The sequence below is a fragment of the Streptomyces sp. NPDC096013 genome (genome assembly GCF_044763565.1).
GTDB lineage: Bacteria > Actinomycetota > Actinomycetes > Streptomycetales > Streptomycetaceae > Streptomyces.
In genome coordinates this window covers 142,566-161,893 of sequence record NZ_JBIWGK010000011.1, presented here as the reverse complement: position 1 = coordinate 161,893, position 19,328 = coordinate 142,566, and the positions used below count along the sequence as shown (strand labels likewise).

Sequence of the window (19,328 nt, the reverse complement as noted above, 5' to 3'; positions counted from 1 at the left end):
GGCTACCTCGCTTCCAGTCGTCCCAGGCGGCGTTCGAGGTTGCGCACCAGGCGCACCATCGCCGAGCTGGTGGTCTTGTCGGAATTGCCGATGACGGAGGTGACGACCTCTCCGCCGTCGGGGGTCGCCTCCAGGCGGATCGTCTGGACGAGGTCCGCGACTTCCAGGCCGGTGGGCAGGACGACGGTGACCTTGTCGCCCAGGCCGTAGTCACGGCCGGCCCTGAGGTCGGCGGTGTCGACGGTGACGGTGGCGAGGCTGGCCTGCGGGCCGTCGTCGCCCTGGGCGAACACGGCGGCCTGGGTGAGCTGGCCCTTGGAGTCGTCCTCGGTGCCCGTCATGTCGATCAGCTTCTCGATGCGGTACCAGTCGGCGGTGGCGTCGATCGCGTCGACCTCGACGTAGACGCGGGTGTTGGGCGGGGTCGCCGCCTCGTCAGGGTCGTTGCCGCCCAGGACGAGTTCGCTCGTCGCCAGCGGGGCCGCGAGCGTGAACGCCACCGACCGCAGGTTGCCCAGCCCGGCGGAGAACCGGGCGGTCTTTCTACGGTCGGCCGGCGCGTACACCCCGAACCGGATTTCGTTGCCGACCTGGCGGGTGCGGAAGCCGAGCCCGTCGGTGGCGGCCGCGGTGCGGCAGGCGTCGAGGAGCGGTTCGAACCGGGTACTGATGGTTCGTGTGCCGCCGACGCCGGCGAGGTCGTCGAGGACCAGGCGCTCAATGCGCCGGGCCGTGAGCGCGGAGGGCCCGCAGTTCTCGTTGACGAGGGTCCGGATGATGACCTCGGCGTTGGTCGTGTTGAGGTCCCGGGTGAAGTCGACGGCCGTGAGCTGGGCGGTGAACGCGTGGTCGGGCTGCGGATAGGTGACGTAGCCCGCCACGCGCGCGAGGTCGTCGGTGAAATTGGCGGTGAGCATGCCGTATCCGGCGTTCGTGGTCAGGTCCCAGGTGAAGTTCTGCGGTTCCTCCAGCGGGCCCGCGCACCAGATCTCGTCGTCACGGATGACGACGAGCCGGCGCCCGGGCTGCAGCAGCTGTACGTATTCGGGGCGCGCCGGGATCGTGAGCGACCCGGCGGCAGGCTGGTTGAAGTTGAGGTCGCACGTGATCTTGGTCCACCCGTCGAGCGGGTCTCCGAGGAAGTTGAGGTTGCGGTCGGTGACCAGGAGCTTGATCGTCATGCCGTCTCGTACCTCGGGTGGAAGGTGAGGTCGACGGCGCTGCCCGCCGCGGCGCCGTCGAGCTGGAAGGTGACGGGCGTCGACCCGGGTGGCAGGGACCACAGCACGGCCGCGGGCCAGTTGAGGCCGGCGACGAGGTTCTCGCCGGTGCCGGAGCGGACGCGCGGCGGGTCGGTGGAGATCGTCACCGTCTCACCGTCCAGGAGTACGCCGTGGGCGGTGGCCGTCATGTCGAGGGTGAACGCCTGGCCGTTGTCCTCGCGGGTGAACTCGATGTGCGTGGCCGGCCCGGTGATGGTCCAGGTCGGCCAGACGTCGACGTCGCCGGGGTTGTCGACGGTGGTCGCTCCGAGGACCTGGCTGGAGGACACCGACGGGAACGGGTCGAGGTAGTCGTCCACCGTCCCGGTCTCCCGGTGTACGACGACCGGTTCGGCGTCCGCCCAGTACGGGTCCTCGCACCACAGTGTGAGGACCGCGGAGTCCCAGGTGATGCCGGTCGCCGTCTGGCCGCGCCCCTCCCACCCGCTGGAGTAGTAGACGTTGATCGTGCGGACGCTGCCGTCCGGGCGCGCCACTTCCAGGACACCCGGCGGCCAGGAGCCGTCCGGCTGCTGGCGCAGGGTGCGCGTGAACGCACTCGCGAGGGCTCGCCAGTTCGTCGTGAAAGCAGTGTGGTCGGCGCCCTTGACGAGGAGCGGCCACACGATGGTGCGGGCCTGCGGCTGGACGTGCCGCAGGCGCGCACCGCCGCGCGGGTGGTCGTCCGAGGTGAGGACGTACGGGGCCGCGCCGAGCCCAGACACGCCCTCGGCGAGGGTGTACCAGTCGGCGGACAGGTCGGTCATCGGCCACCGTGTGCCGGTCGGGTCGATGTAGGTGATGACCGCGTAGCCGATCTCGGGCAGCTCGACGGGCGGCGGGGTGGGATCGACCGGGGTGGTGGTGACCGGTGCTGTGACCAGGGGCATCTATCTCGGCCTCCCCACGCGCTGGCGCGCCTCCTCCTGCCGCTGGATCAGCCGCAGGTCCTCCACATCGATCACCGAGGCGCGCGGATACACGTTGTAGGTGACCTGCGGGAGGTCGCTGCCCGCCGCGGCGGCCGCCGTCGCCGCGGCGGGCAGCCCGGCCCGGGGTGCCGCCTTGCCCACCGGCAGGACGCCGGCGTTGAGGGCGTCCATGAACTTCAGGCCGTACTTGTCGACCGATGCGGCCTTGACCATGTATTCGCCGGTCGAGCCCCACATCAGGATGGAGTCGGACGTGGGTGTGCCCGGCCCGCTCAGCAGGCCGCTGCCGCTGGAGAGGCCGGGGATCACTCCGCCGTGCGCGCGGCCGATGAGTCCGCCGGCCGCCTTGTGCGGGCCCTGGGAGTAGTACTGGCTGGCGTTGACGCCGGTCGCCTTGCCGTTGATGTAGACGGTCACGGTCGTGCCGTTGAGGATCGCCAGCTGCCGCTTGGCCTCGGCGATCTGCGCCTGCAGTTGGGCGATGTCCGCGCGGACCTTGGCCTTGCGGGAGTCGGGAACGGAGGCGAGCCGCTTCTTGGCGTCGGCGAGTTTCGCCTGCAGGTCCTCGATGTTGCCCTTGAGCTTGGCCGTCTTGTCGGGCGTGGACAGGATCTGATCCGCCAGCTTCTTGGCCTCGGCCCTGGTCAGGCCCATCTGCTCGGCGCTCTTGATCAGCGCCTGGCGGCCGCGCTCGTAGATCGAGTTGACCTCCTGCCACGACGCCCCCGACTCGCGCGCGGACGCGGTGGCCTCGTCGGTCTTGGCCGCGAGGTCGTTGAGCGCCGTGGCGGCGGCCCGCTGCTTGTCGGTGGTCAGCGTCAGCTGACCGTTGCGCATGTCCAGGACGCCGGCGTTCTCCTGCGCGGCCTTCGTCGAGGCGTCGATCGCGGCCTCGAACCCGATCATCCCCGACAACCCCTGGCGGTTGACGTCGTTGAGCGCCTGGATCGACTGGCGCAGCCCGTCGGCGCTCTCCTTCTGGTCGGCGAGTTTGGCCTGTACGGCTTGGGCCTGCTCGCCGAAAAGACCCATGGACTCGGCCGCGAGCCGCTGTTCGAGGGCCTGCCCCGCCAGCGCGTCGTTGTAGTCGTCGAGCTGGGCGCGCAGCTTGCTGGTGTCCTTGCCCTGCGCGTCCAACTTGCTGATGGTGTCCTGCAGCGCGGCCGCCGCCATCGACGCGTTGCCGCTGGAAACGAGGCTGGCCAGCGACTTGTCGAAGGCGTCGACGTCCTCCTTCGCGTTCTTGATCGGCGTCGAGTCGGTACCGAAAAAGCTGATGATCGACTGCTGGACTTTGTCGAGCCCCTTGGGGTCGGTGATCTTCTGCAGGCTGTCGCCGAACCCGGCCAGGTCCTTGCCGAAGGACCGAGCGGCCTCGCCGGAGACCTTGCCGGTGGTGGCGAAGATCTTCAGCGACGTCGTCAGTTTGTCGACGTCCGGGGGTGCCTTCTGGCTGCGGCTGGACAACTCGCTCAGCCCGATGAGCAGCAGCCCCAGGCCCGTCCCGGCGATCGCCAGTTTGGCGCTGGTGGACAGGCCGACGATCGCGGCCCGCACGCCGGCGAGGAGACCGGGGGTCGCGGTGGCCGTGGTGTTCATGACGGCGATCTGCAGGCCCAGCGCCAGGAGCGCGGCCCTGGCCGCGCCGGCGCCGGCCGCGGCCAGGCGTACGGCCTTGATGGCGATGGCCAGCTGCAGCATGTCGGCGATCGCCTCGGGCGGTACGGCGGCCACGATCCCGGACAGCAGGTTGATCACGTCGAGCATGCCGACCCCGACATCGGACCCCGCCTGCAGGACGTTGATCAGCGCGTCCGCGACGTTGCGCAGGGTCTCCCATACCGCGGGCCCATTGGCCTTGGCGTAGTCGAGGAACTTCTCGAAGTCGCCGCCGATCTCGCCGGCGTCCAGCTTGGCCAGGAAGATGTTCAGCTCGTCGACGGCGTGATCGAGGGTCTTGTCGGCGAAGTCGGTGAACTTCCCGGTGAGCCTGTCGAACCCGGGTGTGGAGACGGCGCCGCCGAGTTCGGTGATCAGCCGGTCGAACTGGGTCGATGCCCCCTGGACCAGGCCCGTGGTCTTGGGCAGCAGATCGTTGGCGATCGCCACGCCCTTGTTGAACGGGGCCATGACGTCGCCCGCGAGGGAGTCGGACCACTTCTGGTAGTTGTCCTTGAGCAGGCCTACCGCGACGGCCGCCTCGCGGGTGGCGGGCGGCAGCTTGTCGAGGGACTGCTGATAGGCGGCCTGCGCCTTGAGCGCCTCGTCGGAGGTGGCGCCGCTGGTACGGACGGCGTCCTCGTACTTGCCCTGCGCGTCGACGGCCTCGCCGAGCGCGGCGACCTGCGGCTTGAGCGCCAGCCCGTACGCGGCCGCCGACACGGCCACCGCTCCGAACTGACCCGCGAGGACGCCGGCGGACTGTGCCAGCGCGGCCGAGGCGGGGATCGCCGCCGGGACCAGGCTGATCAGGTTCGCCTTGAGCCGCTCGCCCAGCTTGCCGCTCGCCGTCGACAGCTCGTCGAACCGGGAGCGGAGCATCCCGGTGCGGTCGTCCAGGCGCCGTTGCGCGTCGGCGGTATTGATCAGGTTGCCCTGCAGATCGCGCAGCCGGCCGTCCGCGTCACCGGTGATGCCGGCCATCCGCAGCCGCAGCCGGTCGGACGCGTCGGCGGTGTTGTTGAGGACGCGGCTCAGTTCATCGCGGCCGGCGAGAGTGAAGGTGAGGCGGTCGACCACGACTCACCCCCTTATGGAGCTATCTCGTGGCGGCGTGCCGTTCGATCCAGGCGACCAGGCGCAGGAACCTCTCGACGCCCAGCCGGTCGAACTCGCTGGGCTGCATGTGCAGGTAGTGCATGAACAGCGGCTCGTACTGCTCGATCAGGCCGCGAAGTCCTCCCGGCCCGCTACCAGGTGGCCTTTTCCCAGAGCGTCGAGCGCGGCGTCGACGTCGGCCTGGTCGTGGGCGAGCCTGCGCAGGTGCGGCAGCATCGAGTCGATCGACGCGTCCTCGCTGTTGGCGAGCGCCTCCGTGACGAGGGTGTTGAGGACGTCGTCGATCTCGGCGCGCTCGATCGCCGCCGAGAGTCGGCGCTTCCACCCCGGCACGTCGAACTCGTCGAAGTCCAGAGCGGGTTGAGCACGCCGGCGAAACGCCCACAGGACGGCGCGCAGCGCGGTCGGATCCTGCGCACGAAGGAGATCCTCGATGCGCCGCCATGCGGTGCCGCCGGTGGCCTCCTCGATGGCGGCGGCCTCCTTCGCCGACAGATCGTCGGTGTAGTACCGCTCCTCGGGGAGGGGCTCTCCCGGCGTGTAGGTGATGATCATGCGTTGTCTCTCCTCACTGAAGGTCCCGGCGCACGTCGTCGCGGACCCGGGCGACCTCGTCCCGCATCCGCTGCGTGCCGTCCTGGACGGTCTTGGACCACCAGCCTGTCGGCCTGGCCCACTGGTTGGCCCAGCGCTTCCTGTTGCCGAACGTGGGGTGCCTCAGCCGCCCCTCGTCGATGCGGGCCGCGACGCCAGCGGTGATGTCGTCCGGCAGCCGGGAGGTGTCCAGCCACACCCGTGCGCCCGGGCTGGAGCCGGACCGGACGCTGATCCGCACGGCGCCCGCCAGCGCCGCCCGCAGCGGCCTGCGGGTGGGCGAGGGGCCGCCGCGCCCCTTGCGTCCGGACCCCGGCAGCTCGACCGTGCGGATCGCCTGCTGCAGGTCCTTCTGCAGGGGCTCAGCGGCCCTGCGGACCCGGCGGGCCATGTTCGCCCGAAGCCTCGGGCCGCCGGCCGCGCGTAGCTTCCTGGACAGCTCCAGCAGCTGGCCCGTGCCGAGGATCTGTACGGACCTCGGCATGGTCAGGCCGCGGGGATCGTGACGTTCTCGGCGGGCTCCGAGGTGATCGCGAACTGCGCCATGATCTGCGCGGCGGAGTCGAGTTCACGGACCTTGGCCTGGGAGGTGACCGTGACCGGGAAGATGTCGCACGTCTGGCCCTCGACGTCGCCCTCATCCATCCACACGACGAACCCGTTGTCCTCGCGCTGCAGGAGGGTACGGACGTCGTCGCCGTCCTTGGACGCCCAGAACGTCAGCGACGAGTCGGCCGCGGTGATCTCACCGCCCACCACCGGCGTGAAGCGGGAACCGAGCGCGGGGGTGCCGACGGTGGCGGACGTGGTCTGCCAGCCGCCCATGGCGCCGGTCTCGCCCTCCAACGCGGTCGAGGCGTTGATCTCCGCACGGGAGATCGCGTTCTTGTTCGCGATCGCCGGCGCCCAGAGGACCTTGGTGGTGCCGCGCCGGTAGTAGCGCACGGACGCGTTGATCGGCGTAGCTGCCATCAGTTCTCTCCTGTCTGCCGGCGGCGGCGTGCCGGGGCTCTGGTGGGTTTGGCCGGAGGGTTGTCGACGGGCTGCCAGCCCGCCGACTGGTAGTGCGGCACCGCCTCTTCGCGGACCTCGATCGTCTGGTCGAGTTCGGGGTGCGTCATGGTGACGGTGCTCATGAGACGTTCACCCGGAGCACGGCCACCTGCATGGAGGTGACCGCGTCGTAGGTGATGCTGGCGCGGCCCGTCGACGGGTCGCGGTAGTCCGCGGTGACGGGGATCGCCTCCATGGCTCCGGCCGCGACCGGGACCGGCCGGTCGGCGATCGCCAGCCCGTTGACGGTGCCGGGGGTCACCAGCGTCACCGTGTGGCTCGCGGAGTCGCCGTTCTTCACCAGCAGCACGACCCCGGCCCCGGTGAGGCAGGTGTCGCCGCCAGCGGCCGCGGAGGCGAAGGTGATGGCCAGGCCCGCCAGCGGCGGGACCTGTGTGGAAAGTGCAGCCATGTGTGTCCGTTCCTTCCTACGGGAGGGTGAAGGCGCGGCCGGCCACCGACAGCAGCAGTACGACCTGGGCGCCCTGGTCCGTCTGGTCCTGCACGAGCCGCGTGCCGGCGATGGCCGCCTCGACGGAGCGCAGGCCGATGCTCGGGTCCGCCCGCAGCCAGGCCTCGACGGGTGCGGCGATCTCGTAGGCGCGCCTGCGGGCGGTGACGACGTCGGTGTCACCGCGGCTGGCGATCGCTGCGACGGTGATCTGGAACTCTTCCTCGCGGCCGGTGCCGAGGTCGGCCCAGCCGCCCACGGACGTCGCGGCCTCGAAGTCGCCGTTGGGGTCGCCGTCGAATCCGACGACGAGCCAGTCCGGTGCCTTGTTGTCGGTGACCTGCGGACCGTCCGACACGACGACACCGGCCGTGCGGTCGTCGGCCGGCTCGTAGGCGGGCTCGGCCTTGCCCAGCGCCACCAGGGCTTCGATCACTTCGGGGACTCGTGAGCCCATCTATGCCATCCCTGGGGGGAGTCGGTCCGGGTCGAGCATCTGCACGGCCCGGTTGGGGATCGCGTAGCCGAGGCCGGGGATGGGCTCGGTCACGCTGTAGTCGTCGCTGGAGCCGGGTAGGCCGCCGCTGCGCCCGGGGCGCTGGGTGCGCCACAGGTGCTGGAAGATCAGGAGGTCGGCCGCGCTGATGTTCTCCGTCACGACGCGGCGCCCGGCCTCGTAGAGGGCGTGCAGCGGACCGGTGAACAGGCCTCCGTCCAGGCGGCGCACGATGCCGGTGGCGCCGTCGACGTGGAGGGTGTCGGGGTCGTAGGAGGTGCCGCCGTCGAGGATCGGCGTGAGGGCGGTGAGGGAGAGGACGGGGACCTGCCGCAGTGACAGGCGCTCGGCCACGGTGACGTCCTGGACCTCGGCCACCTCACGGATGCCGACGGGTCCGACGAAGTATTCGACGGCGAACGCGGACGCGTTGAGCCAGAACCGGATCTCGTCGTCGTCCGGTTCGCTGGTCATGTTGATCTGGTTCTTCGCGTCGGCGAGGGACGAGATCGCCGGCAGTTGGGGCAGCCGCACGTTGAGGACGTCGGTGAAGGCGTAGGCGGGCCCGGTGAACACCCACCGCACCAGGTGCCGTCCGGCCTGCGTGGTGACGTAGTCGGCGACGTAACGGCCGGTCTGCTGGGGCGGGTTGGTCACGACCGGGGTGTCCGTGCTGCCGTCCGGGAGGGTGACGGTCAACTGCGCGGTGCCGGCGTCGGTGAGGGTGCCGCCGGCATCCCGGCATGGGGCGGTCAGGCGCGCGGTCGCGCCGAGGTCGTACGGCACCGGATCACCGCTCCTTCACCGGGTCTCGATGACGTCACCGCGGCCGCCGCCGCGCGAGGCCTCGGCCGCCTTCTCGGCGTCAGCCTGGTCCCCGTCACGGGCGCGGGCCCGGGCGAGGATCGCGTCGCGTTCGCCGGTGATGCCCTTGCGGGGGGTGGGGGCGTTGCCCTCGATCTCCAGCACGCGCTCTGCCTCCTGTTCGCTTGCGTCCTCCAGGTAGGCCAGGACGTCCTTGACGTTGTGGGCGGCCGGGTCGAACACGTCGCCTTCGCCTTCCGGGTCGCCCTCCTCGGCCTGACCGCTGTCCGCCCGGGTGACCGGGGGCGGCGGGGGCAGCTCGTCGACGAGTTCGGCGCGGTGGCCGTCTGCCCACTTGGCGGCCTCCTCGTCGTCGAGGTCGACGAGCTGGCCCGGGTGCCAGGAGAAATCGGTACCGCTGATGCCCTGCAGGACGCGGATGGTGGCCATCAGCTGTGGACCACCGCAGCGCGCCGCGGGTTGGCCAGCACGACGTCGATGCCGTAGATGCCGCCGGTCGTCGTGCCGGCGGCGGTCACCACGACGCGCACGTAGCGCAGGCTGCCGAGGTAGCCGATCTCGAAGATCTTGTTGTCGTCGGCCGCGCCGATCACCGGCTCTGGGCCCTGCAGGTCGGTGGCGGCGGCGGACGTCCAGGTCGAGTTGTCCGCGGACTCCTGGACGTCGACGGTGTGTGTCCCGTCGGTGATGGCCCCGGTAGAGATGACGATCACGGCGTCCTGGAACGCGGCGCCGGACGCCACACGGTCGACGCTGCTGCTGGTCGTGGTGGCGGTCCGCGCGGCCGGCGGGAGGATCTGCCGGGTCGACAGGTTGTTGTACGGGTTGGGGTGCATGGCAAGTCCCTTCCAGAGGGCGGGAGTTCAGGGGTGCGCCCGGGGCCGGATGCGGCCCCGGGCGCGGGGTGGGTCAGGAAGCGGCGTTCTGGTACGCGGCGATCGCGGCCGGGTCGTCGACCATGCCGTCGACCTCGGCGTAGCCGAAGAACCCGGACTGGAGGTAGTCGGCGTACCGCTCGTTGAGGCGGATCGTGGTGACGTTCTGGACCTGGCGCACGACGTACCCGGCCTCGAAGTCACCGAACGCGATGCTTTTCGCGCCGGCGGCGGGCTCGGGCATCTTGTTGTCGATCGTGTAGGACCAGCCGTTGATGGTCGGCGAGAACCCCGGTGCCGGGACCGGAACCCACAGCGGACGCTGGTCGCCGTCCTTCAGCTTGCGGATGACCTTCAGCGACGTGTCGTGCATCAGGTACTTGCAGTTCGCGCCCCGGTAGGCGGGGTCGATGCTGTGCTCCAGGTCGACCAGGTCGTCGAAGATGACCGACGTCGTCTGACCGGACGCGCCCTGCTTGCCCACCCGGATCTGGGTGGTCAGTCCCTCCGGCTGCTTCACCCCGGTACCGGTGATGAGGTAGCCGGCCACGGCACGGCCGATGCGCTCGCCGAGCTTGCGTGGCAGCCAGGCCTCCAGGCCGAATGCCTCGTCGCGCATCAGCTTCCAGGACAGTTTCACCATCTTCGAGGTGAAGATGTAGGCGCCCAGCTCACGGCGCCCGACGCTCATGTCCTGGTCGGGGACCTGGGTGTTCTCCGAGAGCAGGGCGCCCTCGTTGCCGGTGTCGTCGTTGGTCGGCCACGACAGATCGCCGCCGTCCGCCGTGGTGATGACGGAGCAGATGTTCAGCAGTCCGCCGAACGCCTTCATCGTCTCCGTCATCGTGTTGCGGAACGTCTCCGGCACCAGGTAACCGCCGGCGGTGTCCGGGGCCGTGGCCATGGCGCGGCGGTCGAACTGGTTGAACCCGTTCTGCAGCAGCTGCCGCTGCTCACCCTGCAGGCCCTCCAGGCCGTAGCGCAGGTAGAGGCCGAACGCCTCGGCGTAGCGGGCCTGCTCGGCCTCGGCGTCGTCGCCGCGGTCGGAGGTCTGGAGGATCTGGCCGCGGTCGACGCTGCCGAGCTGGGCCATGCGCTCCAGCCGCTCCAGGTCCTCGGAGACGCGGGTGAGGTCTGCCTCGGCCGCGTCCCAGTTGGTCCGCTCCTCCTCGGTCAGCTGCGCGCGTCCCTCGGCCTCGGCCCCGCCCATGATCTCCTGCATGCGGGTCCAGATGGTGTTCTGCTCGTCGACCAGGCGCTGGCGCCTGACCAGGGTCTCGGTGGCCATGTGGTGCTCCTTGTGGGCATGCCGAACGCCCCGGGGCCCTTGGGGTCCGGGGTCGGCGGGGTGAGTGGGTCAGCGGGCCAGGCGGTAGCGCGCTGCCAGGGCCTGCATCCTGCGGTCGACCGAATCGCGTGACAGCCGAGTGGCAGCGGCCGGCTCGGTGTCGGTGTCGGCGCCGCGAGTGGACTCACCCGGCTCGCGGTCGATCGCCTGCAGCAGGTCGAGCAGTTCGGGCCGGTACTGGGCCCGCTGCTCGATCGCGGTCTTGTCGCCGCGGTGTACGAGCGCGGTGGCCACGGCCCTCAGGCCGGCCTCCGTGTCGTCGTACGCGGGGAAGGTGACGGCGGAGACCTCGAACAGCTTGACCTCGCGCAGGGTGCGCAGTTCGGCCTGGACGGTGTCGCCGTCCTTGGTCTCGACGTCGATCAGCTGCCAGTCGTCCTTGACGACCTGGAAGCCGAAACTCATGCCGGTGATGTTGCCGTTCCTCACGTTGGCCTTGAGGTCACCGACGTAGCTCAGGGACGGGTCAAGAGCCGAGTCGACCGGCAGACCAACGTCGTCCTGCGCCAGGTCGAGGGTGCCGGCCGAGACCCGGGAGACGACGTAGTAGGTGTCGTGGTCGATCAGGAAGCGGCTGTCGCCCTCGTCAAGGGTCTTGGTGAAGCAGCCCTCGGCGATCTCCTCGTAGAAGCCCCAGCGCAATGGATTGCCGATGCTGGTACGGGAGTTGAACTTCGCCGCGTACCCGGTGAACCGCTCGGCGCCGTTGTCTCCGGCGGCGCGGATGGAGAGGCCTGCCGTGGACAGCGGCAGGCGGCGGCGCTCCTCAGTCGTCGTCCTCGTCAGGGTCCTCATCGTCCTCGCTCCCTTCCTGGGGCTCAGGTGCTGGGTCGATCTCCAGCGGCGCTACGGGCAGGGCAAGGAGGCGGTGAGCCTCGGCCAGGTGCGCCGCTGCCCGCACGGCCGCGGGCAGCTGCTCGTGCCCCTCCAGGAGGGTGACGGACTCCCGCTGTCGGGCTGCGGGTGCCGGGTCGGGGGCGAGCGGGTTGGTGCCGAGCGGCGCCATGTAGGTGGGCTGGAGGTGGACGTCGCCGCCCGTACCGGCGGGCAGCGGGGGCATCTCCTCGAACCCGCGGACGTCGTCCGCGCTGAACGCGCCGACGTCGCGCATGGCCCGGTAGAACGTCGCCCTTGCCGAGCTGTCCCCGCGCAGCAGACCCTGCACCGAGTACTTGGCGTACTGGTTCGCCGGCAGCAGCTCCTTGGTGATGCGCTGCTCGGTGGGCTGCAGCCATGTCGGCCCGAGGTCGAAGACGACCCAGGCGCCTGCCTGCTGCTCAAGGCCGGTCCCCCACGACGTGGACTTCGCGGTCTCCATCAGGAGGAAGAGCGGCACGCCGAACATGCGGGCGACCTCGGTGATCTGGAACTCGCGGGACTCCAGGAACTGGGCGTCCTTGTAGGGCATCGTGACCGTGTTGAACGTCGCCCCGGAGTCGAGAACGGCAATCTCCTGGCTGTTGCGGAAGCCGCCCATCTTCGCCCGCCACTGGGCCTTGAGCGCGGCGGCCTGGTCGGGCTTCAGCCGCTGTTCGGTCTGCAGTACGCCGGAGAGGATGTTGCCCTTGCCGTACAGCCGCGCCGCGCTCTTCTCGGCGGCCTGGGCAAGTCCGATGCCCTCGGCCGCCAGGCGCACGGGCGAGCAGCCGGTGACGCCGTCGTAGCCCAGGCCGGGGATGTGCAGGATCTCCCGCGAGGTCAGCGCGTGCTGGACGCCCCAGTCGTCGGTGACCTCGAACACCTTGCCGCTGGGCAGCAGGTCGTCCGGGGGCACCTTCCCCACCCGGACTCGATCCGGCATGACCGGCCACAGTTCGGTGATCACGTTCGCCCGGTTGCGGACCTTCTGCGCATAGCCGTTGCCCCACAGCGAGCGGTGCATGTAGAGCAGCCGCCACAGCTCCAGGGGGGTCAGGTCCGGGTGCGGGTCGTCCAGCAGCGTCGAGGGCGCGGTGTCGCGCGTGCCCCGCACGTACGGGCGCAGGGGCAGGCTCGATGACACCGAGGAGATCAGGCCGACCGAGCGCCACACCGCAGGCATGTGCAGCGAGGACCGCTCGGTGACCGCCATCCCCGACTCGTTCTCGACGGCGCCGAGGTAGGCGCCCACCGCCTCGGAGGTGAGCGGCAGCGCCGGGTTTTCCAGGCTCCGCTGTTCGAACAGACCGAACAGGCTCATCCCTCAGGCCCCTTCCGCTGTGGCTGCGCGGGCGCCTGCCGGGCCATCTCGCGCTCGACGGCGACAACCCCCAGGACGCCCCCCAGGACCAGCGAGGCAGGCACGTAGAGCATGCCGACACCGGCCAGGAACAACAGGACGAACGCGACCTCCAGCAACAGCAGGACCTGCGGCTTCGGCAACTTCGCGATCTTCACCATACGTTCGGCGCTCCCTCCTCCTCGGCGTCGTGGAACATCTCCCACCCCCACACCGCGTTCGTCGCGGACACGAGGGGACTGATGTCCACGCCGTCCGACTTCCGCGCCCACGCCCATGCGTCGCCCACCTCGCGCTTCTTCGCGCCTGCCAGCGCGGCCGTCAGCGGCGCCTGGCCGAGGTGGTACAGGGTCCCGGTGTCCATCACGCGGTCGTGGAACATGCCGCAGGCCTGCGTCACTTCACGAACCTTCGGGCAGTGCAGGTACTCGGACCGGTCCAGGCGCTCGGGGTCGTCCTCGAACATCAGGGCCTTGCGCACTGCCGGCACCAGGGATCCGGCCGGGCCGCCCTCGTCGATCACCCACGCGCAGGGGTTCCACTTCTTGTCGCGCTCGGTGACCCAGTCGACGACCCAGTCCGTCCCCGGCTGGTGGGCGACGACCTCGGCGTGCACGCCGTCCCCGGACGCGCCGACCACACTGATCGCGGTCCAGGTGCGCTCGGGGTTGGTGTCGATGGCGAACGCCACCGGGTCCCCCGGCCTCGACCGGACGTTCTCCCCGGCTTCCCACTTGTCCTTGGGGATGACCTGCCAGGTCTCGTCCGTGACCTCGGGGTAGTCGCCCACACCCAGGCGCTCGCGGTCGAACAGGTCGGGCCGCATGCTGCGCATCTCCTGCAGCACGTACGCGGTCCTGATCCGGATCCCCAGCGCCGGGTTGGCCCGCGCGAACGAGGCCTCGTCGCCACGGTTGTCGTGCGACTCGCACACGATCCGGCCCTCGGCATCCGTGGGGCATTCCTTCGCGTGGGGCGCGATCGAGTGCTCCAGGTAGCAGAGCGACTGATCGGGCTCGCCCTCGGCCAGGGCGCGGGCGCGCAGCAGCGCCAGCTGCTCGCTCTCGTCGCCCAGGCCGGCGCTCCCGGTGAACACCAGCTGAGGGTTGGGGCGGGCGGAGAGAACCGGCATGAGGGCGCCGATCGGCGCGGCGCGGAGTTTCATGGCCTCGTCCATGAGGACCAGGTCGCCGGAGAACCCGCGCCCCGAGTCGCCGCCACGCGCCAGGAACCGGATGCGCGCCCCGCTGAAGAACGTGAACCCCTCTTCACCGTGCGAGCGGCGGACGTTCTTGACGCGGCGTGACAGGGCGTACGAGCCCTCGATCATCTGGTCGAGGCGCAGGAAACTCTCCGCCGCGGTGTTGAACTGGTGGGCCGTGTGGATGACCAGCCGCCCGCCGAACAGAATCACCTCGGCCAGCTGGCGGACCTCCAGGAAACCGCCCTTGCCGTTCTGCCTGGCCACGTTCAGAACGACGTCCAGCGCAGCCCAGCGGCCCTCGTCGTCCTCGACGAGGGAGTGGTGCAGGGCGAGCCGCTGCCACGGGTCCAGGTCGACACCGGCGTCCTCGGCGAGTTCGACGCACTCCAGGCCTGCGGGCGACGTGAAGTCCAGCGCCTCCTGGTCCTCGACGCCGTCCCATCGCCCGGTGTCGACACGTCGCCGCCAGGGCACAGACAGGATCCGCGGTGTCTGGCAGCCGATCACCCGGCACCCCTGGCCTTGGCGATGCGCTCCTGCCGCTTCGCGGCGAGGCGGTCGTAGCGGTCGCCAGTCTCCTTGGAGGGAGCGGCAGCGACGACGACGGTCATGGCCATGCGCAGCTCGCGCGCGGCGGCGGCCGCGGCCTTGGGGTCCGGGGCGCAGTCGAGTTCCTTCGCGAGCCGGACAGCGGCTGCGGCCTGGGCGTTGTCTTCCGGCTTGACGCCGAGGTCGACGAGCTGGGCCAGAGTCGCCTTGGTGACTGCGCCGGCGCGCAGGGTGCGGCGCTTCGGAGCGTCATCCATCGGACATCACCCCCCGTAACCAGACAGAGGGTCACGGAATGTGACGGATAGTCAGTTACGGAGCGTCACGGAGATTAAGTGACAGAGCGTCACTAATTCACTCGAACTCAGTTCGCGCGGAATAGTGCACCGCCGCGGGGAGAGAAACGGGCGACAAGGGCTTTTGGGTCGCCCGGCTACCTTCCCAACTTTTGATCCACTCTCCGCCTCCGCGTCCGGCCGGACCGCTCGCGAGCCGCAATCGAAGATCGACAAAGCGCGTTCGAGGCTGGTCGACGGGCCGAGTGCGGCGCGTCACCACTCGCGTGAGGCCTGGGTGGTGACGGGGCGTGACCCGCCCTTGCGGTAGTCCCGGTACCAGCGGGTGACGACACCGTCCATGGCAGGTGAGCGCATGGCTGCGACGCGCTCGCGCACGATGTCTTCGCCCGGGTCGACGGTGACGATCTCGGCGCCCAGGCGCCGGTACTTGGCCCGGGCCTTGGGGCTAGGCATGGTGTGGATCAGGTAGACGTCGACCTCGTCCAGGTGTGTGAGCGCCTCGTCGATGGCGGCGAACCGGGCGCGCTGGGCGATGCGTACGTGCACGCGGTCCTGTGACCACTGCGGTGCGCCCGGGCCTGTGAGTGCCATGGTGATGCGGTCCAGGTCGATGACGACGTCGGCGGCTTTGGCGTGCGCCTGGATCCAGCTGCTCTTGCCCGAGGCGGGCGGCCCGGTGATGACGTACAGCACGGCGTCACCCTTCAGCTGGGCCGGGGGCAGCTTCCATTCCTGCACGTGCGGCGCATACGACTGGCTCGTCGCAGGCAAGGGGCCAGGGGCACCGGGGCTGTAGCCAGCAGGGGGTTGCTGCTGCGTCGGGTTCGGTATCGGCTTGAGGCGTCAGGTGCGGCTCGGTCATGGGAGCTGGCCGGTGGCGAGGGCCTGGGCGACGCGGGCCCACATCTCCGCGAGCTTGAGGAACTCGGTGGACCGTACGCCGTGGAACTGGCCCAGGGCGCGGGACTCGGCCATGCGGTCGCGCTGCCAGCCACTGTCGTACTGCTGGCGCTCGCGGGCGTCGTCCTCATGCCGGACGGCGGTCCCGTACTCGGCGGTGGCTCGCTCGGCCCAGACGAACGCGTGGGCCTGGGCGCGGCGTTGCTGTTCGGCGCGCCACGCTCCGTAGTCCTGCTCGTCGTCGCTCATGGTCACCATCTCCTCGATGCTCGGGGCTGCGCCTGGGTGATGCGGTTGCCCCGGGAGCTGTTGCACGCGCGGTGCGCGCTGCGGGCGTTCTCGCGGTCGAGGAGGTCGCCGCCTCGTGTGAGCGGGATGGCGTGGTCGAGGGTGAACGCCCACCGGCCGCGCTGTGCTGCGTAGCCGGTGAGGGTGTAGTCGATCTCGTGGCCGCAGATCCAGCAGGGCAGGTGCAGGGCGCGCTGCCAAATGGTGAGCCTGCGGTAGGGACGCCCATTGCGCGGGTTGCCGGCCACGGGCGCCTCCCGGGCTACAGGTCGTCGCCGAGGACCTGTCGGCGTGCGGCGGTGATCTTGCGGTTGAGGGCGCTGTTCATCCGCAGAGCGGTGACGGTGAGGAGCAGGAACACGACGACGGCCAGGGCCTGGGTGACGGTGCTGACGATGTTGACGTGCCGGGTCGCTCGAACGATGACGTACATGATCACGTTGCCTGCGAACCATGCGCACCAGGTGCGGAGCTTCTCGGTGCGTGCGGCTGACTGGATGGCGAGGTAGTCGCTCATGTGTCCCCCCAAGGACGCTCGGTCTCGGGGGCATCATGCCGTGGCGTACGTGCTGTGTGGCGCGTGTGTGGCTGTTCCGTGACGTGTGTCCCGCTGCCCGACTCCGGGCCGTGTGGCGGGCGTTGGGGCGCCTGCCGGGGCTCGGAGTGCCTCGCCGGGCAGCGGGGGCTACTGGGCGCCAATGCCGACCAGGCGCAACGCGCGGGGGCGCGTGACCTTCTCGGCCTGGGCGAGGTCGGTGAGCGTGTAGAGGGGCCGGTCGCGCTCGTCGAGGCCTGCGACCGGGAGGTGGCCTCGCCTGCGCCAGTTGCAGATAGCGGGGAGCGTGACAGCGGCGGCGTTGGCGCTGAGGTTGCGGCGCCACTGGGTGGCGAGGGCGGCGGCCTGGGTGCCGGTGTAGAGGCCGTGGGACACGCGTGCACCTCCCGGGGATGTGCCGCAGCCCCGGGCCTGTGTGGTCCGGGGCTGCGGTTGCCGGGGCGCGAGCCCGGCTGTTCCTGCGCTGGGGCGGTTTCCCGCGTCCGTGAATTCCAGATGGGCACAGGTGTGCTACTGGCTACATATTCACGCTACGGAGCGATCTTTGTCCAGCAGGAAGAGCGTGGTCAGGCTGGCGGTCACCAGCGGAGGGCGATCCGCCGGCTGGCGTCGAGCCGGATGACACCGGCTTTCTCCAGCTGGGCGATCTGGTAGCTGACCGATCCGGTGCTGGCCAGGCCGACGCTGGTGGCGATCTCATGCTGTGTGGGCGGCGCTCCGTGCTCGATCACCCATGAGCGGATGCAGTCGAGGATGCGTTCCTGGCGGTCGGTGAGTCCACTCTCTGCCTTGTCCAGGTCCCGGACCCGCTCCTTCAAGGCGACCTTGGCGGATGGGTCACGTCCGGCGGTTGTCTCCCAGTAGGGGTGAGCGGCGAGGCGCACCAGGAGTGCCTGGAGTCGGCGGCGCAGTGGGGCGGTGTGGACGGGGCGGCGCTCCAGGGAGGCATACACGCGGTTCAGGTCGCGCTGGGCTTGGATCAGGTCGAGTGGAAAGGTGTGGGGGCCCATGGCCGGATTCAATCATGTGTTCGAATTTGGAGGCCAGGGCCAGCGCTCGCAACACATCCCGTCGAGACTCAGCCGGTGCCGCCACGCCGGTAGCCGCGCCGCCCTGCGAGCGCCGTGGTGGCGGTGGCGCCGAGCCAGCGGTTGACCCCGTCGGCGGTGTCGTCGGGTTTGGGCCAGCGGCCCCGCGCGAGGTCGGCGCGGATGGTGCCCGCCCTGATGCCGACGCCGGCGCTTTCGAGGTCCTGGGCGGTGTACAGCCGTGCTGGTTCGAGGGTGACGGCCTGGCGCTCGACGTGGTCGCGGACGAAGGCGGCGACGTCGGCGGCCGCGTACTCCTTGTACCGGCCGCGCTTCCCTGCCGGGGCGGGCCAGGCCTCGTGCTGGGTCCAGGACTTGGTGACGGTGTGGGGGCTCACGCCGTAGGTCTCTGCGATCTCGGGAGCGATCATGCCGGGCCGGTCTACCATGGTGACGGATTCTCCTTTGCGGAGTCTTCAACTGGATGGGGTCGACGCTCTCTCACCCCCGGGTGACTGGGGTCAGCGTCGGCCCCTTTTGCTGTGCTGTGAGAGCGGGTGGGGTGTGCCAGGTGGTTCCGGGAGGAGTGCCCGCCCCGGGCTGGGTGCTCGGGGCGGGCGGTGCGGCTAGGACTCGTCGAGTTCCCCGTCCTCGATCGCCTCGACCAGGGTCGAGAACCGCTCGATTGCGTAGGCCGCTGCGTCCAGCCTCCACGGTGCGGGTCCGGCCATCTGCCGGATGACGAGCAGCTCGTAGGCGGTGAACCACTCCAGGATGAGCATCACGTATGCCGTCCTGAGCTGTTCGGCCATGGGCTCGTCCTCGACGAGCTCGCGCGCCCTGTCGAGTGCGAAGATCGCCTCGGGGTTGGGCCCGCGTCCCGTGAGGATCTCAGGGATGACCACCGGGATGGGGAGGTCCTGCAGCATGTGCTGCAGGTGGATCAGCATCCCCATCACGGTCTCCATGAGGTCCTGGAGCCGCTCCTTGTCGCCATGATCTGCCATGGCTTCTCCTCTCTGGAATTTTCAACTGGCTGCCGGTCCGGGGCTCTCACCCCCCGTTCCGACACGTCTAATATTACAGCACTCGCACCTAACTTTGCAACACCTCCGGGCAAGGGAAGCCAGAGCGCCCCCCGGCTGGATGCCGGGGGGCGGGGCGGGTCAGCCGGTGTTGGTCAGGAGCCAGACCAGCAGGGGCTTGAGTGCGGCGTCCGCGTGCAGCACGTTCACGCCGACCCCTTCGGCCCTGGTCTCTTCGTACCTCGTCGCGCAGAGCGCGTAGAGGTCGATGGCGGCCAGGATGTGGACGCACCCGCTGAAGAGGCGCGTTTGCTGGTCCTCGCCCATCGGCTGGTCCTCGCCGAGTGCGGCCACCCGCTGGATCGCGGGAACCGCCTCGACGGCGGGGATGTGCGAGTCGACGGGAAGTGTGACGGGCACGGGGAGTGCCCGGCAGACGTCGACGAGCAGCGTGTACACGAGGGAGATCGAGTGGGCGAGCTGCGCCATGATCTCGTCTTCGCGGTCAGCCATCGGCTGTCCTCTCTGGAGTTTTCAACTGGTTGCCGGTCCAGGGCTCTCACCCCCCGTTCCGACACGTCTAATATTACAGCACTCACATCTATGATTGCAACACTCGGGGCATGGCTATGCCCCCGGAACTCGCC

Annotated in this window: 27 protein-coding genes; all 27 read right to left on the bottom strand. The window is 70.0% G+C overall.

Translation table 11 applies throughout. The features are described from left to right. Window positions 1-2: 2 nt before the first annotated feature. The 27 genes from ACIRB1_RS32225 to ACIRB1_RS32095 all read right to left on the bottom strand — a co-directional run bounded on the left by ACIRB1_RS32225 (window position 3) and on the right by ACIRB1_RS32095 (window position 19,194). Window positions 3-1,181: a siphovirus ReqiPepy6 Gp37-like family protein gene (locus tag ACIRB1_RS32225; RefSeq protein WP_403467856.1), complete on the bottom strand. Its 1,179-nt coding sequence runs from the start codon at window positions 1,179-1,181 to the stop codon at window positions 3-5. Then, window positions 1,178-2,152 carry a phage tail protein gene (locus ACIRB1_RS32220; protein ID WP_403467855.1) on the bottom strand — a complete coding sequence of 325 codons (975 nt, stop codon included), beginning with the start codon at window positions 2,150-2,152 and terminating at the stop codon, window positions 1,178-1,180. Before ACIRB1_RS32220 ends, ACIRB1_RS32225 begins: the two co-directional genes overlap by 4 nt. Then, window positions 2,153-4,933 carry a hypothetical protein gene (locus ACIRB1_RS32215; RefSeq protein WP_403467854.1) on the bottom strand — a complete coding sequence of 927 codons (2,781 nt, stop codon included), beginning with the start codon at window positions 4,931-4,933 and terminating at the stop codon, window positions 2,153-2,155. Window positions 4,934-5,077: 144 nt separating this feature from the next. After that, a complete protein-coding gene (locus ACIRB1_RS32210) occupies window positions 5,078-5,527 on the bottom strand; it encodes a hypothetical protein (protein WP_403467853.1) in 450 nt (149 codons plus the stop codon). Window positions 5,528-5,540: 13 nt separating this feature from the next. Next, window positions 5,541-6,050 (bottom strand): hypothetical protein, encoded by a 510-nt coding sequence (locus ACIRB1_RS32205; RefSeq protein ID WP_403467852.1) that lies wholly within the window; start codon window positions 6,048-6,050, stop codon window positions 5,541-5,543. A 2-nt stretch (window positions 6,051-6,052) separates the two neighbouring features. Next, the gene (locus ACIRB1_RS32200) at window positions 6,053-6,538 is read right to left on the bottom strand and encodes a hypothetical protein (protein ID WP_403467851.1); all 486 of its coding nucleotides are present in this window, start codon (window positions 6,536-6,538) and stop codon (window positions 6,053-6,055) included. Beyond that, window positions 6,538-6,702, bottom strand: a complete 165-nt coding sequence (locus ACIRB1_RS32195) for a hypothetical protein (RefSeq protein WP_403467850.1) — start codon at window positions 6,700-6,702, stop codon at window positions 6,538-6,540. Before ACIRB1_RS32195 ends, ACIRB1_RS32200 begins: the two co-directional genes overlap by 1 nt. Then, complete coding sequence (locus tag ACIRB1_RS32190; protein ID WP_403467849.1) at window positions 6,699-7,031, bottom strand: hypothetical protein; 333 nt, start codon at window positions 7,029-7,031, stop codon at window positions 6,699-6,701. The genes ACIRB1_RS32195 and ACIRB1_RS32190 overlap by 4 nt, the downstream gene beginning before the upstream one ends. Before the next feature lie 16 nt (window positions 7,032-7,047). After that, entirely contained in the window at window positions 7,048-7,527 is a 480-nt protein-coding gene (locus ACIRB1_RS32185; protein ID WP_403467848.1) for a hypothetical protein, read from the bottom strand. Further along, window positions 7,528-8,352 (bottom strand): hypothetical protein, encoded by an 825-nt coding sequence (locus ACIRB1_RS32180; protein ID WP_403467847.1) that lies wholly within the window; start codon window positions 8,350-8,352, stop codon window positions 7,528-7,530. Window positions 8,353-8,367: 15 nt separating this feature from the next. Continuing rightward, window positions 8,368-8,820: a hypothetical protein gene (locus tag ACIRB1_RS32175; protein WP_403467846.1), complete on the bottom strand. Its 453-nt coding sequence runs from the start codon at window positions 8,818-8,820 to the stop codon at window positions 8,368-8,370. Further along, window positions 8,820-9,227 (bottom strand): hypothetical protein, encoded by a 408-nt coding sequence (locus ACIRB1_RS32170; RefSeq protein ID WP_403467845.1) that lies wholly within the window; start codon window positions 9,225-9,227, stop codon window positions 8,820-8,822. Before ACIRB1_RS32170 ends, ACIRB1_RS32175 begins: the two co-directional genes overlap by 1 nt. A 73-nt stretch (window positions 9,228-9,300) precedes the next feature. Beyond that, entirely contained in the window at window positions 9,301-10,554 is a 1,254-nt protein-coding gene (locus tag ACIRB1_RS32165) for a phage major capsid protein (RefSeq protein WP_403467844.1), read from the bottom strand. Window positions 10,555-10,623: 69 nt separating this feature from the next. Continuing rightward, a complete protein-coding gene (locus ACIRB1_RS32160) occupies window positions 10,624-11,409 on the bottom strand; it encodes an HK97 family phage prohead protease (protein WP_403467843.1) in 786 nt (261 codons plus the stop codon). After that, on the bottom strand, window positions 11,381-12,793 hold the full coding sequence (locus ACIRB1_RS32155; RefSeq protein ID WP_403467842.1) for a phage portal protein: 1,413 nt from the start codon (window positions 12,791-12,793) through the stop codon (window positions 11,381-11,383). Before ACIRB1_RS32155 ends, ACIRB1_RS32160 begins: the two co-directional genes overlap by 29 nt. Next, window positions 12,790-12,993: a hypothetical protein gene (locus tag ACIRB1_RS32150; RefSeq protein WP_403467841.1), complete on the bottom strand. Its 204-nt coding sequence runs from the start codon at window positions 12,991-12,993 to the stop codon at window positions 12,790-12,792. Before ACIRB1_RS32150 ends, ACIRB1_RS32155 begins: the two co-directional genes overlap by 4 nt. Next, window positions 12,987-14,510: a terminase gene (locus ACIRB1_RS32145; protein WP_403467840.1), complete on the bottom strand. Its 1,524-nt coding sequence runs from the start codon at window positions 14,508-14,510 to the stop codon at window positions 12,987-12,989. The genes ACIRB1_RS32150 and ACIRB1_RS32145 overlap by 7 nt, the downstream gene beginning before the upstream one ends. A 29-nt stretch (window positions 14,511-14,539) precedes the next feature. After that, complete coding sequence (locus ACIRB1_RS32140; RefSeq protein ID WP_403467839.1) at window positions 14,540-14,842, bottom strand: hypothetical protein; 303 nt, start codon at window positions 14,840-14,842, stop codon at window positions 14,540-14,542. Between the two features lie 294 nt (window positions 14,843-15,136). Beyond that, the gene (locus ACIRB1_RS32135; RefSeq protein WP_403467838.1) at window positions 15,137-15,622 is read right to left on the bottom strand and encodes an AAA family ATPase; all 486 of its coding nucleotides are present in this window, start codon (window positions 15,620-15,622) and stop codon (window positions 15,137-15,139) included. Between the two features lie 120 nt (window positions 15,623-15,742). Next, a complete protein-coding gene (locus ACIRB1_RS32130; protein ID WP_403467837.1) occupies window positions 15,743-16,033 on the bottom strand; it encodes a hypothetical protein in 291 nt (96 codons plus the stop codon). Window positions 16,034-16,035: 2 nt separating this feature from the next. Next, the gene (locus ACIRB1_RS32125; RefSeq protein WP_403467836.1) at window positions 16,036-16,320 is read right to left on the bottom strand and encodes an HNH endonuclease; all 285 of its coding nucleotides are present in this window, start codon (window positions 16,318-16,320) and stop codon (window positions 16,036-16,038) included. Window positions 16,321-16,334: 14 nt separating this feature from the next. Beyond that, window positions 16,335-16,589, bottom strand: coding sequence for a hypothetical protein (locus ACIRB1_RS32120; protein WP_403467835.1), 255 nt, complete (start codon window positions 16,587-16,589; stop codon window positions 16,335-16,337). Window positions 16,590-16,757: 168 nt separating this feature from the next. Further along, on the bottom strand, window positions 16,758-17,003 hold the full coding sequence (locus ACIRB1_RS32115; protein WP_403467834.1) for a MerR family transcriptional regulator: 246 nt from the start codon (window positions 17,001-17,003) through the stop codon (window positions 16,758-16,760). A gap of 203 nt (window positions 17,004-17,206) precedes the next feature. Next, window positions 17,207-17,638 (bottom strand): LexA family protein, encoded by a 432-nt coding sequence (locus tag ACIRB1_RS32110; RefSeq protein WP_403467833.1) that lies wholly within the window; start codon window positions 17,636-17,638, stop codon window positions 17,207-17,209. 68 nt (window positions 17,639-17,706) lie between these two features. After that, a complete protein-coding gene (locus ACIRB1_RS32105) occupies window positions 17,707-18,105 on the bottom strand; it encodes a hypothetical protein (RefSeq protein WP_403467832.1) in 399 nt (132 codons plus the stop codon). 177 nt (window positions 18,106-18,282) lie between these two features. Then, a complete protein-coding gene (locus tag ACIRB1_RS32100) occupies window positions 18,283-18,663 on the bottom strand; it encodes a hypothetical protein (RefSeq protein ID WP_403467831.1) in 381 nt (126 codons plus the stop codon). A gap of 159 nt (window positions 18,664-18,822) precedes the next feature. Then, window positions 18,823-19,194: a hypothetical protein gene (locus tag ACIRB1_RS32095; protein ID WP_403467830.1), complete on the bottom strand. Its 372-nt coding sequence runs from the start codon at window positions 19,192-19,194 to the stop codon at window positions 18,823-18,825. Between the last annotated feature and the right edge of the window lie 134 nt (window positions 19,195-19,328).

Bases quoted from the DNA above. Each gene is read 5' to 3' on its own strand.
- ACIRB1_RS32225 (WP_403467856.1), bottom strand. From the start codon at position 1,181: ATGACGATCAAGCTCCTGGTCACCGACCGCAACCTCAACTTCCTCGGA.
- ACIRB1_RS32220 (WP_403467855.1), bottom strand. From the start codon at position 2,152: ATGCCCCTGGTCACAGCACCGGTCACCACCACCCCGGTCGATCCCACC.
- ACIRB1_RS32210 (WP_403467853.1), bottom strand. From the start codon at position 5,527: ATGATCATCACCTACACGCCGGGAGAGCCCCTCCCCGAGGAGCGGTAC.
- ACIRB1_RS32205 (WP_403467852.1), bottom strand. From the start codon at position 6,050: ATGCCGAGGTCCGTACAGATCCTCGGCACGGGCCAGCTGCTGGAGCTG.
- ACIRB1_RS32200 (WP_403467851.1), bottom strand. From the start codon at position 6,538: ATGGCAGCTACGCCGATCAACGCGTCCGTGCGCTACTACCGGCGCGGC.
- ACIRB1_RS32195 (WP_403467850.1), bottom strand. From the start codon at position 6,702: ATGAGCACCGTCACCATGACGCACCCCGAACTCGACCAGACGATCGAG.
- ACIRB1_RS32190 (WP_403467849.1), bottom strand. From the start codon at position 7,031: ATGGCTGCACTTTCCACACAGGTCCCGCCGCTGGCGGGCCTGGCCATC.
- ACIRB1_RS32185 (WP_403467848.1), bottom strand. From the start codon at position 7,527: ATGGGCTCACGAGTCCCCGAAGTGATCGAAGCCCTGGTGGCGCTGGGC.
- ACIRB1_RS32175 (WP_403467846.1), bottom strand. From the start codon at position 8,820: ATGGCCACCATCCGCGTCCTGCAGGGCATCAGCGGTACCGATTTCTCC.
- ACIRB1_RS32170 (WP_403467845.1), bottom strand. From the start codon at position 9,227: ATGCACCCCAACCCGTACAACAACCTGTCGACCCGGCAGATCCTCCCG.
- ACIRB1_RS32165 (WP_403467844.1), bottom strand. From the start codon at position 10,554: ATGGCCACCGAGACCCTGGTCAGGCGCCAGCGCCTGGTCGACGAGCAG.
- ACIRB1_RS32160 (WP_403467843.1), bottom strand. From the start codon at position 11,409: ATGAGGACCCTGACGAGGACGACGACTGAGGAGCGCCGCCGCCTGCCG.
- ACIRB1_RS32155 (WP_403467842.1), bottom strand. From the start codon at position 12,793: ATGAGCCTGTTCGGTCTGTTCGAACAGCGGAGCCTGGAAAACCCGGCG.
- ACIRB1_RS32150 (WP_403467841.1), bottom strand. From the start codon at position 12,993: ATGGTGAAGATCGCGAAGTTGCCGAAGCCGCAGGTCCTGCTGTTGCTG.
- ACIRB1_RS32140 (WP_403467839.1), bottom strand. From the start codon at position 14,842: ATGGATGACGCTCCGAAGCGCCGCACCCTGCGCGCCGGCGCAGTCACC.
- ACIRB1_RS32130 (WP_403467837.1), bottom strand. From the start codon at position 16,033: ATGAGCGACGACGAGCAGGACTACGGAGCGTGGCGCGCCGAACAGCAA.
- ACIRB1_RS32120 (WP_403467835.1), bottom strand. From the start codon at position 16,589: ATGAGCGACTACCTCGCCATCCAGTCAGCCGCACGCACCGAGAAGCTC.
- ACIRB1_RS32110 (WP_403467833.1), bottom strand. From the start codon at position 17,638: ATGGGCCCCCACACCTTTCCACTCGACCTGATCCAAGCCCAGCGCGAC.
- ACIRB1_RS32105 (WP_403467832.1), bottom strand. From the start codon at position 18,105: ATGGTAGACCGGCCCGGCATGATCGCTCCCGAGATCGCAGAGACCTAC.
- ACIRB1_RS32100 (WP_403467831.1), bottom strand. From the start codon at position 18,663: ATGGCAGATCATGGCGACAAGGAGCGGCTCCAGGACCTCATGGAGACC.
- ACIRB1_RS32095 (WP_403467830.1), bottom strand. From the start codon at position 19,194: ATGGCTGACCGCGAAGACGAGATCATGGCGCAGCTCGCCCACTCGATC.